The sequence below is a fragment of the Nocardiopsis sp. RV163 genome (assembly GCF_001029525.1).
Taxonomy (GTDB): domain Bacteria; phylum Actinomycetota; class Actinomycetes; order Streptosporangiales; family Streptosporangiaceae; genus Nocardiopsis; species Nocardiopsis dassonvillei.
The window spans coordinates 20,402-33,492 of the sequence record NZ_LEKI01000124.1 but is presented as its reverse complement, the minus strand read 5'-3'; the positions used below and the strand labels follow the sequence as shown (position 1 = coordinate 33,492).

Genomic DNA, 13,091 nt, shown 5'->3' with positions numbered 1-13,091 from the left:
GGTCGGTCCAGGGCGGGGACCGGTGCGGGTCGGCTCAGTCCCCCGGGGCGTCGCTGGGACCCGGGACGCCGCTGCCGCCTGGGGTATCGCTGTCCCCCGGGCCGCGGCGACGGCTCAGGACGTCGCTGTCGATGACCGAGCGCAGGGTGTCACGCATGCGGGCGACCGACCGTCCGGGCATCCCGGTCATGACCTGGATGCCCATGCCGTCGATGAGGGCGGTGAGGCGTCTGGTCATCTCCTCGACGTCGAAGTCGGCGAAGACCCCGCTCTCCCTGCCCTCGCGCAGAGTGCGGGCGATGGTCTCGTGCCAGCGCAGGTAGGAGTCGGTGTGCAGCCCGCGCATCCGCGGGTCCAGCGCCGCGGCCGTCCAGACCTGGAGCCAGACCGACCACTCCAGCCGCAGGCGCTCGGAGTCGGGGAGCTGGAGTTCGATGAGCCGCAGAAGGCGCTCGTAGGGATCCCCGATGGTGTGCAGCCCCGCGACTTGGCGGTCGAAGGCCTGCTTCACCGAGTGGCGCAGCGCCTCCACCAGCAGGTCGTTGAGGGTCGGGAAGTAGTAGTGGACGGTGGCGCTGGACGTCCCGCAGGCCTGGGCGACCTGGGCGACGCGGACCGAGTGGAAGCCGCGTTCGGCGATGAGGGTCCACGCGGCCTCGATGATCTGGAGCCTGCGGCCGTGCTCCCGGGCGGCCGCGGGGTGGTCCGCCAGGCTCGCGGAGGTCGGCCGTACCGCCGACGAGTCGCGCGGTACCGCCGAGACCGTCTCGGCGTCGTCCTTGCCGTTGAGCAGCCAGTTGACCGTCACCCCGGTCTCGTCGGCGATACCGGCCAGTTCCAGGGCGGTGAAGCGCCGGGTGCCGGTCAGGGACTTGGAGAGTTTGCTGGGGTCGATGCCGAGTCTGGCCGCGAACTGGCGCTGGGAGAGGCCGGATCGGCGGATCGCCTCGCGGGCCCTGCCGCGCACGTCGTCGGCCACGTTGTCGCTCACGGTGGGAACGTAACAGCACGATGGCGATTTTCGCAACGCGGACGTGGTTGTCACTTCGTTACAGAGGCATCGGCCCGGACACCCCACTACCCGAGAAACCCTTGCCACCAAACGCTTTTCCTCATAACGGCAGCGCACGGCAACAGGCGGAGAACAACGGTGAGGCGATTCTGACTGGTTGATTAGTCAAGCGCAACACAGTAGTAACTGGATGGCCCACGCCCTCGACCCCGGAGGTGACCCGAGCTATCCGCTGGAACATCGACAACAAAGTCTTCTGGCCCGCGCTGATCATGGTGATCGGCTTCAGCGCGCCGTTCGTGATCGCGCCGCAGACGGGTCAACGCCTGCTCGGCGAGGTCCTGTCCCGGCTCCAGTCCGACCTGGGCTGGGTGTACATGTGGTTCGTCGTCGGACTCGCGGTACTGCTCGGCTGGCTGCTCTTCAGCAGGTACGGCCGCATCAGGATGGGCGGCCCCGAGGACCGCCCCGAGTTCTCCACCCCCACCTGGCTCGCGATGATCTTCACCGCCGCGATCGGCGGCGGCCTCATGTACTGGGGGATCATCGAGTGGGCGCACTACCACGTGGATCCCCCGTTCCAACTCGAACCGCACAGCGCAGAGGCCGCCGAGTGGTCGGCCACCTACCCCCTCTTCCACTGGGGCCCAACCGCCTGGGCGGTCTTCTGCGTACCGACCCTGGCCCTGGCCTACGCCTACCACGTGCGTAGAATCCGCCGCCTGCGCCTGAGCGAGGCGTGCCGCGGAGTGCTCGGCGACCGCGTCGACCGCTGGCCCGGGCGCCTGATCGACGTCTTCTTCATCCTCGGGATGATCGGGGCGGCGGGGACCTCGCTGGCCCTGGCCGTTCCCACCGTCGCCGAGGGCGCCTCCCGCACGCTGGGCTTCGAGCCGGGCCCCACCCTCAACACCATCGTCATCGGCCTGTGGACCGTGCTGTTCGGGGGCAGCGTCGCGCTGGGCCTGCACCGCGGCCTCAAGCGCCTGGCCAACCTCAACCTCTACCTGGCCGCCGCCCTGGGCGTCCTGGTCCTGGTGCTGGGTCCGGCGGTCTTCGTCATCGACACCTTCACCAACAGCGTCGGCATGCTCGCCCAGAACATCGTGCGGATGAGCACCTACACCGACCCGGTCGGCGGGTCCGACTTCGAGGAGATCTGGACGGTCTTCTACTGGGGCTGGTGGATCTCCTACGGACCCTTCGTCGGCATGTTCTGCGCCAAGATCTCCAAGGGGCGCACAGTCCGGCAGATCATCGTCGGCATGTGCGGCTTCGGCAGCCTGGGCTGCTGGCTCTCGTTCGCCCTGCTCGGCAACTCCAGTATGGCCTTCGAGCTGAGCGGGCAGGCGTCCATCGTCGACACCCTGGAGGCCGAGGGCGCGGTCCCGGCCATCTTCGCCACGCTGGAGGCGTTCCCGCTCAGCTGGATCATCACCCCGCTGTTCCTGCTGCTGTTGCTGGTCTTCCTGGCCACGACGCTGGACTCCGCGTCCTACATCATGGGTGCGGCCACCTCCCGTGACCTGCCCAACGAGGTCGAGCCCTCCCGGTCCAACCGCGTGCTCTGGGCGATCGTCCTGGCCGCGGTGTCGGTCTCGGTGATGTCGGCCGGAGGCACCGACGCGTTGCAGACCCTGTCGGTAGTGACCGCCTTCCCGCTGATCCTCATCCTGAGCCTGGTCGCCGCCTCCCTGGTGCGCTGGCTGCGCGATGACGACCGCTACCGTTCCGGCGCCGCGGGCTCCGTCCCCGGAGCCGAACCCTCCCCCGCCCCGGATCGGGGGAGGGAACCGGGACTGGACACGCCTCCGTCCCCGCCGGCCCCGGCCGCGAGGTGACCCCCGCGCACGCGGGGAGTCACACGGCGTCGGCCGTGGCGGGGTCCTCGGGACCGTCCCCGCGTGCGCGGGAAACACACCGCACCGCGCTCCGGGTGGTGGACTGCCACGGGACAGCGGCTGGCGCACCCGTCGGACCCGGATTCCGCGCACGTGGTCCAGACCGCAGACGGACCGCTACTGTCGGGCCGCTCCCCCGGAAGGCTCCCTAACGTGGCGGGTGAACGAGAGGGGAACCGGTTCATGCTGACCGATCACGACATCAGGGCCTTCGTCGAGGACGGGTTCGTCGCCCTGCGCGGGGCGTTTCCGCGCGAACTCGCCGACCGGGGCCGGGAACGGCTGTGGACCGACCTCGGCTGCGACCCCGACGACCCCGCCACCTGGACCCGGCCGGTCGTCCGCCTCGGCGGCTACCACGACCCGCCGTTCCGGGAGGCCGCCACCACCCCCGCGCTGCACGAGGCGTTCGACCGGTTGGTGGGCGAGGGCCGCTGGAAGCGCCCGGGAGGGCTAGGCACCTTCCCCGTGCGCTTTCCCAGCGACGAGGACCCCGGCGACGCCGGGTGGCACCTCGACGCCTCGTTCGCCGGAGCGAAGGGGGAGCCCCGCGTCAACCTCCGCTCGCGTGGCCGCGCCCTGCTGATGCTCTTCCTGTTCTCCGACGTCGGCCCCGACGACGCCCCCACCCGCATCCGGGTGGGCTCGCACCGCGACGTGCCGCCGCTGCTGGCCGACGCCGGTGACGGTGGCCGCGAGTTCACGGATTTGTGCGGCGCCGCCGTCCCGGCCAGCGAGGGCCGACCCGAGGCGCTGGCCACCGGCGCGGCCGGGGACGTCTTCCTGTGCCACCCGTTCCTGGTGCACGCCGCCCAGCCGCACCGGGGCGCCGCCCCGCGCTTCATGGCCCAGCCGCCGCTGCTGCCCGTGGGGGGACTCGACCTCGACGCGCGGCGGCCCACCCCGGTCGAACGCCCGGTCATCGAGGCGCTACGCGCCGACTGACCCGCGCCGGAGCCGCGCTGTTGCCGCGGCCGTCACGCACCGGCGGGCGACGGTGGCGCCTCCAGGACGAAGAAGAGGAAGCCGATACTGGTCGACAGGGCGTGGAACTCGTCGGGGAACAGCTCACGGGCGGCCGGATCGGGCTTCGGCTCGCTGACGGCGCACAGGCGGAACCCGGCGGCGGTGAAGGCGTCGGTCATCGCGTGCAGCGGCCTGCGCCAGAACCTCAGCGGAACAGACCGCCCGTCGAAGGTGAACTCGTCGCGGTAGCTGGTGGTCGCGAAGTAGTCGGGCCGGGGGTCCCGGAGCGCGTAGTCCGTGAACGGGTGCTGCACCGACGCGATCAGCCGACCGCCGGGACTGAGAACGCGCCGGACCTCGGCCAGCGTCGGGCCCCAGTCCTCCAGGTAGTGCAGCACCAGCGACGCGACCACGTCGTCGAACGCGCCGTCGGCGAACGGGAGGGGATCGCTCAGGTCGGCCACGCGCAGGTCCGCGTCGTCCCCGAGCCGCCGCCGTGCCAGCGCCAGCATTCCGGCGCTGGCGTCGATGCCGGTGACGTCGGCGCCACGGTCTCGCAGGGCGGCGGACAGGGGGCCCGCGCCGCAGCCCGCGTCCAGGATGCGGCGGCCGGTCACGTCCCCGGCCAGGGCCAGCATCGCGGGCCGTTCGTAGTAGGCGTTCTGGATGTTGTTCTCGTTGTCCGCCGCGTACGCCTCGGCGAAGCCGTCGTAGTCGTTGTCGTTCGTTTGGCCCGCATCCGCGGCCTGGACGGGGGTGCGGGACACATCGGTGACTCGGTCCATCGCTGGAGCCTAGCGTGCGCACGGCCCGCCGGGCGGGCCCGGTCCCGGCCCGAGTGGGACGGAGGAGGCCGCCGCGCCGGGAACCGCGGTGCGCGAGACCGCCGCTCTTCGAGCACCGGGCGGAGGCGCTCCCGACAGCGGTGGCCGGACGCGCCCCCGCCCGGACGCGCCCTACGGGCGCTTGTCCGCGTCCGGGGTCAGCAGCTCAGGTTCGATCCGGTGGTGGTACCGAGGATCTGGGTGAACTGCGTGAACTTGTCGATGCGGCTCTGGACCTGCGCCGGGTTGCCCCCGTTGCACTCGATCGAGCCGTTGATCGCACGGATCGTCTCGCCGAAGCCGTGTCCGTTGACGATGGCGTTGTGCGGCGTGATCGTGCCGGGTCCGGACTGGGTGTTCCAGTACCAGAGGCCGGTCCGCCAGGCGACCGAGGCGTTCTGCTCGACCAGGTAGGGGTTGTTCAGCAGGTCGATGCCGAGGGCGTCACCGGCGGCCTTGTAGTTGTAGTTCCAGCTGAGCTGGATCGGGCCGCGCCCGTAGTAGGCGGCCTGACCGGCCGGGCAGCCGAAGGGCTGGTTCCAGTCGCAGTAGTGCGGGTAGTTGGCCTCGTTGGTCTCCTTGATGTGCACCAGCCCGCCCGTCTCGTGGCTGACGTTGGCCAGGAAGGCGGCCGCCTCGCGCTTCCTCACCTCGGTGCTGCCGGTGTTGGCGAAGGCCGGGTAGGAGCTGAGGGCGGCGGTGAGGCCGCTGTAGGTGTAGAAGGGGTTCCGGTTCGGGAACATCTGGTTGAACTGGGCCTCGGTGACGACGAACCCGCTGGGGCCGGGCTCCTCACCGCCGCCGTCGGTGCCGCAGGGGCCCTGGTCGGTCCAGACCTCGGAGGTGCCGGGACGCTCGTTCTGCGTCCACCACCTGGCGGTGTAGTTGCGGCCGTCGTAGGAGACCTGCCCGCCGCCGGTGTAGACGGCGGAGGAGTTCCAGGCCGGCGCGCAGGTGGCGGCGGCCTGCGCGACGGTCACGGGGAGGACGACGAGCACAGCCGCGAGCGCGCCGAGCGCGGCCAGCTTGCTCAGGAGACGACGGATCACGTGTTCACACTCCTAGGGTGCGGCGCGACGTCCGACCGCGCGCCGCTGGGGGTGCCGCCACCAAAGCAAGGGTGGTCTAGACCTGTCAAGACCAGTAACACGGATCGTGAGGACAAGGTGACGGAAAGCCGGAGGCGGTGACCCGGCGACGGGCCCCTTCCCGGGCCGCCGAAGGTGTCCGGCGGTCCGCCTCGGAGTACGCGGGAGCTCGGCCCGTTCGCACAGAGGGTCGTGTTCGTTTCCACGGTCCCCACACCCGGGAGGCGCCTACGGCCGTCCTGGGGTCCGACGAGAACGGATCCGGGCGCTCGGCCCACTTCGACGAACCGCTTCCCCACGGCGAGGAGGCGCCGCTCACCTACGGTTTCGGCGTGGCCCCGACCACGAGCAGGCGCTGATCGCGATCGGACCCGAGGCGGACGACGCGGTGTCCTCCAGCGGCGCCGCCCCCGCCTGAGGAGGTTTGGCCGTACCGCGCTCCCCGCCGAGGCAGGGGCGGACGATGTTTACCCGCCGCCGGGCGGGTAGACAGGTTGGTGTGCACCTGCGCGCTCCGCGGGCCGCGGGGACGGCCTCCACGGCCGTACGGCCCGGGATGACGCGGCGCGGGTGCCGGGCCGGCGCCTCTCGGGGGTGAGCGCGCACGGCCCGCGCCGGACCGGCGGTTCGGGGGATCCGCGACGGTCCGGCGAGACGCGGGAGCCCCCGCGCGACACCTCGTCGCGCGGGGGCTCTTCCCTTGGCCCCGGACGGACTCGGGCGCCCACCAGGCGGAGTGGCCCGTCGGATGGTGAGCCGTCCCCGCACGCGGGAAACACCCTTTTCCCGCCTGCCGCCGGGCTCACCGTGGTCGCAGGAGGTCGCGTTCCCTCCCCGGTGCCGTCGGGCACCGTCGGACCGAAGACCTGGTCGTCGTCGCAGGCGGTCTTCCACACCGCTCCGGTGGTGTCGGTGATCGAGGCAGGCAGGTCCTCGTCATCACGGAAACGGCTATGCTACTCCTCGTGATTATTCAGATCCCCTCGGTGTTCGCGGGGGTGCGGGCTCAGGCGGACCCCTTCGCCGCACACGGTTCACGGAGGCGAGGACTCCCTCCCCGGGCCACCGAGGAGGAACGGCGATGAGCGGTTACACGAGGACGGGTCCCCCGCTGATCGCGGAGCGGGGCGCCGACACCGGCCTGGCGCGCGCCTTCGAGGTCTGCCGCAGGATCCACACGGGTACGGACCACATCTCCCCGCGGGTCGTCGATCTGCTGCCCGCCCACAAGCGCCCCTACGCGCACGCACTGGCCGCCTTCGGGATATGGGCCGATCGGCTGGCCGACGAGGGGGAGGTCTCCGAGCGCGGTCCGGCCCTGGCCCGGTTCCGCGCCGAGATCCTGACCGCGCTGGCCGACGGACCCGGCGCACCCGTTCGCCTGCCGCCGGTCCAGCGCGCCGTGGTCCACACGGTGCGGGTGTGGGACATGCCCGTGCCGGTGCTGGAGGAGCTTCTCAACGCACTCGAACAGGACAGCCGCCGACCGCCCGACTTCCCCGGCTTCGCCGACCTGCGCCGCTACCTGCGCGGTGTGAGCGGCACCGTCGCGGAGCTGTCCGGCACCGTGTTGGAGCCGGTTCGGGAGGACACCCCGGAGCTCATGTCCCTGCTGGGCGAGGTCTTCCAGTACATCGACATCCTCAACGACCTGCCCGAAGACCTCGAACAGGGCCGCTGCTACCTGCCCCGCCAGGACCTGGAGCGGTTCGGCCTGGACGCGGACGGCCTGATCGGCGCGCTCGGCACGGACTCCTGTCGGGAACTGATCGCCCTGCAGGTGCGACGGGCGCGCGGGCTTCTGGAGCGGGGGCAGGAGGTGGTCGATGCCGCGCACCCTTCCAGCCGCCCCTTCCTCGCCTCCATGCTGGTCGGGCTGTGGACGGGCCTGGACGAGTGCGAGGACCTCCCGGCGGCCCGGCCGGACGCTCCACCGCGAACAGCCGTTCCCGCCCGGTTGTCACAGACCGGAAAGACACCCGTCGAGGTCCTGCCGGTCGCCTCCGGGACGAGGCAACGGCGGTCGCCCGCGCCCTCCTCCGAGCCCGGGGGCCCTCCCGCCGCGGCCCCCGAGCACGTGGCCGTGATCATGGACGGCAACCGGCGCTGGGCCGGGGCACTCGGGCTGGCCGCGGTGGAAGGGCACATGGCCGGGGAGGAGGCGATGTACCGTCTGGTGGACGCCGCCGGGGACCTGGGCATCGAGTACGTGACCACCTTCGCCTTCTCCACCGAGAACTGGTCGCGCTCTCCCGAAGAAGTGTCCTCCTTGTTCAAGGTGTTCGCCCGGCGCGTCACGGGGGTCACCGGGCGCCTGCACGCCCGGGGCGTCCGGATGCGCTGGTACGGCCGCCGCACCAGGATCGAGGCGGCGCTCCGCGAACGGCTGGAGTGGGCCGAGGAGCTGACGTCGGGCAACAGCGGAGTGACGCTCACGTTCTGCCTGGACTACGGGGGCCGCCAGGAGATGGTGGACGCGGTCAAACACGCGGCGGCCGAGACGCTCTCGGGGCGGCTGGACCCGACGCGCATGGCGGAGTCCGACCTCGCCGGGTACCTCTACGATCCCACGCTGCCCGACGTGGACCTCCTGATCAGGACCGCTGGCGAGCAGCGCACCAGCAACTTCCTGCCCTGGCACACCGCCTACGCCGAACTCGTCTTCGAGGACGTTCTCTGGCCCGACTTCGACCGCCCCCACCTGGTTCGCGCCGTCAACACCTACGCGGAACGGCGCAGGAGCTTCGGTGGCGACCTGAGCGAGGAGAGCGCCTGACGCTGCCTGTGGTGGGCCCGGGGTCGCCCCGGGCCATCCCCGCGTGCGCGGGGAGCACAGTCAACGAACTGCGAACTTACCAGCGGCAAGCAGCCGAATTTCCAACTTCTCGAAAAACAGACACCGGCCCCATAAGCCCCACTACTCCCCTAACGACCGCCGACCCCATAAGCCGCGAGGAACACCCGCACGCCCTCCTCCGCATGCTGGCACAGTTCCGCCTTCGTCGGAATGGCTTCGTCCCCCAGCAGCATCGCCCGGTTCACCGGCTCCGACATCACCAGCCAGTTGAAGTGGGACGCCGCCCGCGACGGCTCCCCCACCGCCAGCAATCCCCTCTCCCCCAGCCGGGCGAAGCTCTCCGCCAGCCCCTCGATCGCCCGCTGCGGCCCGCACTCGTACAGCACCCGCGCCAGCTCCGGGAACCGCGCGACCTCGCCGATCACCATCCGCCTCAACCGCATCAACCGTGGCGTGAGCACCACCGTGAGCTGTCGCCGCGCGTAGTCCCTCAGGTAGGCCTCAACGTCCTCGACCCGGTCGGGCTCGGGCGTCTCGTCGCGCACCACGTCCCCCGCGCCCGAGGTCATGCTGGTGACGATCTCGACGAACAGCCCCTCCTTGCTGCCGAAGTGCTTGTAGACCGTCTGCTTCGACACCCCCGACAGCGCGGCGATCTCGTCCATGTTGGTGCCGAGGTAACCACCTCTGAGGAAGACCTCCTCCGCGGCGCCCAGGATGGCCCGGCGCTTGCGGGCCGAGCGGCTCAGCTCCTCCTCCGCTGGCGGGTTCACGCTGTTCAACACCTCGTCTTCGCCGTTGCAGGTTTCGTTTCGACCCTTTTGTCCTATGGGTACTGTACGGTCTAGTTTCACATCGCGCGCGGTACTGGACGGTCCAGTTTGAAGGCGGACCGAACGCGGTATCGCGCCAGAGGGAACGGAAGAGCCCCATGTACGTCAAGTTCGCCGAACTCCCCGTCTTCGACCAGGAGCGGGCCAAGGCCTTCTACACCGACCGCCTCGGCTGCACCGTGGCGACCGACGCGCCCATGTCCGACGACGGGTGGCGGTGGATCGAGCTCGGCTTCCCCGGCTCGCGGACCCGCCTGCACTTCCAGCGCCGCGCGGACGAGAACCCGTCAGCCGAGCCGGTCATGGTCCTGGTGACGGAGGACGTCGAGGGCACGGTCGAGGCCCTGCGCGCCGCGGGCGTGGAGATCGTCACAGAACCGGGGGAGGCGATGTGGCAGCCGGGCGTCACGGCCGCCGAGTTCCGCGACAGCGAGGGCAACCGCATGGTGCTCAGCGACGGCTGACCGCCGGGCACGCAAGAGGCAGGGAGACGCAGACATGTCGCACCACTCGCGCCGCTCACCGGGAGCGCACACTCTGAAGGTGCCGGGCGCCAGCATCCACTACGAGGTCCGCGGTTCGGGGCCCGTGCTGCTGATGATCCCCGGAGGCCCGCAGGACGCGGGCGTCTACACCGCCCTGGCCGAGCGCTTGGCCGACCGGTACACGACCGTGGCCTACGATCCCCGCGGCAACTCGCGCAGCAGGCTGGACGGCGAGCCCGAGGACCAGCGGGTGGAGGTGCACAGCGACGACGCCGCCAGGCTGGTCGCCGAGGTGGGCGGGGGCCCGGCCTACGTGTTCGGCAACAGCGCGGGCGCCCAGATCGGGCTCGACATGGCCGTGCGCCACCCCGGGGCGGTGCGCGCGCTGCTCGCGCACGAGCCGCCCTGCCTCATGCTGCTGGACGATCCCTCCGAGGTGCTCGCCCGCGACAAGGACGTCTACGACACCTACCGGCGCGAGGGCGTGGAGGCGGCGATCGACAAGTTCGTGGCGCTCAACGGCCTGGACGAGGAGGACGGGGAGGCGCGGGAGGAGGACGGGCGGGAGCCGGAGGGCGCCGCGACGCAGGGTCCGATGCACGAGGACCCCGAGACCTTCGAGCGGGTCAGCGGCAACTTCGGGTACTTCCTGGCCCACGGGCTGATGCCGCTGTCGCTGTACCGGCCCGACGTGGAGGCGCTGCGGGAGGGCGCGGTCCCGGTGACGGTGGGCCTGGGCGACGCCTCCGCGGGGAAGCCCATCCACGACATCGGGCTCGCGCTGGTGCGGCTCCTGGGCACGGAGCCGGTCGCCTTCCCGGGTGACCACACGGGCTTCGGAACCCATCCCCGCGCCTTCGCCGAAGCCCTGCACGGCGCGCTGGGCGGCGCGCCGGAGCGGCGCTGACCGACCGGGGCGGTGCCGACCGGCCGGAGCGGCGTTGGCCGGATGTGGTCAGGACCGTCCGGCCCCGACCACGCCCTCTCCCGACACCGGCCGGGGTTTCGGACCTACACGTCCGAGCAGTCCGGCCTGTCCGCTCAGGCACGCGCCCCCGGAACCGGCCCGTACCGCCACGCGGGGCGGGACGGGGCGGGTGCCAGGAGCCGGGTTCAGTCCCGCCGGACCCCCTCCGGCCAGATGACCTCCACCGGCACGCCCCTCACCCGCGCCGCCTCGACCGCGTCGGCGGTCCCGCCCCTACCGTCGGCGGGCTGGCCGTCCCAGACCGCGAACATCAGCTCGACCCAGTCCAGGACGGCCTCGTTGGCGTCCTCGTAAGCGGCGCGGCCCGCCCGGCGGTGCGGCATGTAGCGCACCAGTGAGGAGCGCACGAGCAGGTCGTCGAAGCGGTCGAGGTTGGCGGGTTTGACCTTGGCCTCGCGGTAGTCGGCCGAGGGCAGCACCACCTCCAGTCTGCCCCCGACGTCCAGCACGGCCTCGGCGAAGAGCTGGTCCGCGCCGCGCGCCAGGCAGGAGACGCCGACGAGCCTGCCGTCGGTGTGGGGGTCGAGTGCCGCCACCAGCGCTTTGCGCACCAAGGTGACGCTGTCGCCGGAAAGATTCGAATGACCGGTGATTCCGATACGAGTCACGTCATCCCTTTCACATTTCGCCGATGGTGCAGCAGCGTATGTGATAACTCATCGCGGACCGCGGCCACGTGCGGGTCGCGGTGGTGCGTGGCTGACTCGGTGTACCAGTCGCGCAGGCGTCTGCGGACCCTGCCCGAACCCAGGGCGGGTTCGAGTGCCGCGGCCTGGCTCACCACCCGGGCGGCCTCGGCGGGCTCGTCGAGCAGCAGGTAGGTGCGGCCCAGCCCGATGAGGTCGAAGGCCCGGCCGCGCTTGCCGGAGGGCGCGCGCAACTGGAGCGCCTTGGTGATGTAGGCGGCGGAGGACTCGGCGTGCCTGCGGCGCGCGCCGGGCTCCTCCTGGAGCACCGCGAGGTCGCGGTAGCGGGCGCCGACCACCCCGGCGAGTTCGGCGTGGTCGAAGCCGCCCACCCAGTCGGGCACCTCCTCGCCGTTGGCGCCCTCCAGGAGGTCCTCGGCCTGGATGACGGTGCGGCGGTAGGCCTCCGACCTGCCCATCCGCGCGTAGGACCAGCCCTCGCGCGTGCGCAGCATCGCCCGGACGAGCGCGGGCGCGCCGGTGGAGTCCGCGCTGTCGAGCGCGAGGCGGGAGATGTCCAGGGCGTCCTCGGGCCGGTGCAGGTCGAGCATCTGCCGGGCCATGTCGGCCAGGACCCCGACGCCGTAGGGGCGGTGCTCGGGTCCGGCCTGGTGGAGCGCGCGCAGGGAGAGGGTGTAGTACCGCTGCGCGGTGGGGTGGTCCCCGGCGTCGAAGGACATCGAGGCGACGGTCTTGGACAGTTCGGCCATCACCGCGAACAGCCGGTTCTGGACGGAAGCGGGCTGGGGGGTCTCCACGAGTTCGGACACCTCCGAGAGCTGTCCGACGACGGCCTTGCGGCGCACGCCCAGGCGCCACCGGTCGTTCCAGTGCCGCAGCGCCACGGTGGCGGCCTCGATACGCCCCAACTCGGCCTCTCCGATGGTGCCGCGGACCAGGCCGGGGGCAGCCGGGCCGGGCAGCAGCCAGTGTTCCAGCGTCTCCGTCAGCGCGGCGCCCATCAGGAGCGCGCCGCCGATCGCGAATGCGTCTCTGCGTTTCATCAGGTCCTTCAGCGTGATGTCGACGATGTCCTGCGCCGTTCTGGACGCGGACCATAAATCGCCTTCTTGCAGAGATGATTCTGTCCAGGAAACGCTCTTCGAATACTCGTCACCCGAATCCGCGAGGCCCAGGGTCCGGCGGGCCTCGGACGGCATGGCCAGGCCGTCGGCGATGCGCTGCCATGTGCTGAGCGCGGTGACCAGCCGTCTTCCCGCCATGATCGCACTCACGTGTGGCTGGGCCATGTCGACGGCGGAGCCGATCGTCTGCTGGCTGGCACCCGTGTGCTGTCGGACGAGCCCGAACAGGGCTCCGGCGTCGTGCTCGGCCAGCGACCGCAGGACGTCGGCACGGGCCCAGAAAGCCCGTGACGGGGAAAGACGTGGACCGACCTGGGATTTCGTCATGCATACCGCCGGTGTATATCGGCACGGAATTCCGTCCTCGTGGACGAACGGCGTTACATCTTCCGTAGTAATCCTTACCCGGAAACCCCCGTCCCCGTA

11 protein-coding genes are annotated in these 13,091 nt (G+C 71.3%); 5 read left to right on the top strand and 6 right to left on the bottom strand.

All coding sequences use genetic code 11. The features are described from left to right. Window positions 1-34 precede the first annotated feature (34 nt). Window positions 35-991, bottom strand: a complete 957-nt coding sequence (locus ABD54_RS19625; RefSeq protein ID WP_047870970.1) for a TetR/AcrR family transcriptional regulator — start codon at window positions 989-991, stop codon at window positions 35-37. A gap of 236 nt (window positions 992-1,227) precedes the next feature. On the opposite strand from ABD54_RS19625, the gene ABD54_RS19620 reads away from it, so the two are divergent. Continuing rightward, complete coding sequence (locus tag ABD54_RS19620) at window positions 1,228-2,853, top strand: BCCT family transporter (protein WP_082166908.1); 1,626 nt, start codon at window positions 1,228-1,230, stop codon at window positions 2,851-2,853. Between the two features lie 243 nt (window positions 2,854-3,096). Continuing rightward, window positions 3,097-3,858: a phytanoyl-CoA dioxygenase family protein gene (locus tag ABD54_RS19615; RefSeq protein WP_047870974.1), complete on the top strand. Its 762-nt coding sequence runs from the start codon at window positions 3,097-3,099 to the stop codon at window positions 3,856-3,858. 32 nt (window positions 3,859-3,890) lie between these two features. Here ABD54_RS19615 and ABD54_RS19610 read toward each other — a convergent pair whose 3' ends face one another. Together ABD54_RS19610 and ABD54_RS19605 are read right to left on the bottom strand one after the other, a co-directional pair. After that, window positions 3,891-4,664 (bottom strand): class I SAM-dependent methyltransferase, encoded by a 774-nt coding sequence (locus tag ABD54_RS19610; RefSeq protein ID WP_047870969.1) that lies wholly within the window; start codon window positions 4,662-4,664, stop codon window positions 3,891-3,893. Between the two features lie 197 nt (window positions 4,665-4,861). Next, window positions 4,862-5,752, bottom strand: coding sequence for a glycoside hydrolase family 19 protein (locus ABD54_RS19605; RefSeq protein WP_047870968.1), 891 nt, complete (start codon window positions 5,750-5,752; stop codon window positions 4,862-4,864). A 1,120-nt stretch (window positions 5,753-6,872) separates the two neighbouring features. On the opposite strand from ABD54_RS19605, the gene uppS reads away from it, so the two are divergent. Continuing rightward, entirely contained in the window at window positions 6,873-8,567 is a 1,695-nt protein-coding gene (gene uppS, locus ABD54_RS19600; RefSeq protein ID WP_047870967.1) for a polyprenyl diphosphate synthase, read from the top strand. 149 nt (window positions 8,568-8,716) lie between these two features. On the opposite strand, the gene ABD54_RS19595 is transcribed toward uppS, so the two are convergent. Then, the gene (locus ABD54_RS19595; RefSeq protein ID WP_235432115.1) at window positions 8,717-9,361 is read right to left on the bottom strand and encodes a TetR/AcrR family transcriptional regulator; all 645 of its coding nucleotides are present in this window, start codon (window positions 9,359-9,361) and stop codon (window positions 8,717-8,719) included. A 158-nt stretch (window positions 9,362-9,519) separates the two neighbouring features. On the opposite strand from ABD54_RS19595, the gene ABD54_RS19590 reads away from it, so the two are divergent. Both ABD54_RS19590 and ABD54_RS19585 read left to right on the top strand, forming a co-directional pair. Beyond that, the gene (locus tag ABD54_RS19590; protein WP_019611527.1) at window positions 9,520-9,885 is read left to right on the top strand and encodes a VOC family protein; all 366 of its coding nucleotides are present in this window, start codon (window positions 9,520-9,522) and stop codon (window positions 9,883-9,885) included. A 34-nt stretch (window positions 9,886-9,919) separates the two neighbouring features. Continuing rightward, complete coding sequence (locus tag ABD54_RS19585) at window positions 9,920-10,813, top strand: alpha/beta fold hydrolase (protein ID WP_047870965.1); 894 nt, start codon at window positions 9,920-9,922, stop codon at window positions 10,811-10,813. A gap of 206 nt (window positions 10,814-11,019) precedes the next feature. Here the strand turns inward: ABD54_RS19585 and ABD54_RS19580 are convergent, their stop codons facing one another. Next, entirely contained in the window at window positions 11,020-11,502 is a 483-nt protein-coding gene (locus ABD54_RS19580; protein ID WP_047870964.1) for a hypothetical protein, read from the bottom strand. Then, window positions 11,499-12,992: a hypothetical protein gene (locus tag ABD54_RS19575; protein WP_047870963.1), complete on the bottom strand. Its 1,494-nt coding sequence runs from the start codon at window positions 12,990-12,992 to the stop codon at window positions 11,499-11,501. Before ABD54_RS19575 ends, ABD54_RS19580 begins: the two co-directional genes overlap by 4 nt. Window positions 12,993-13,091 lie beyond the last annotated feature (99 nt).

Coding starts and splice junctions, on each gene's coding strand:
- ABD54_RS19615 (WP_047870974.1), top strand. CDS start 3,097: ATGCTGACCGATCACGACATCAGGGCCTTCGTCGAGGACGGGTTCGTC.
- ABD54_RS19585 (WP_047870965.1), top strand. CDS start 9,920: ATGTCGCACCACTCGCGCCGCTCACCGGGAGCGCACACTCTGAAGGTG.
- ABD54_RS19590 (WP_019611527.1), top strand. CDS start 9,520: ATGTACGTCAAGTTCGCCGAACTCCCCGTCTTCGACCAGGAGCGGGCC.
- ABD54_RS19610 (WP_047870969.1), bottom strand. CDS start 4,664: ATGGACCGAGTCACCGATGTGTCCCGCACCCCCGTCCAGGCCGCGGAT.
- ABD54_RS19575 (WP_047870963.1), bottom strand. CDS start 12,992: ATGACGAAATCCCAGGTCGGTCCACGTCTTTCCCCGTCACGGGCTTTC.
- uppS (WP_047870967.1), top strand. CDS start 6,873: ATGAGCGGTTACACGAGGACGGGTCCCCCGCTGATCGCGGAGCGGGGC.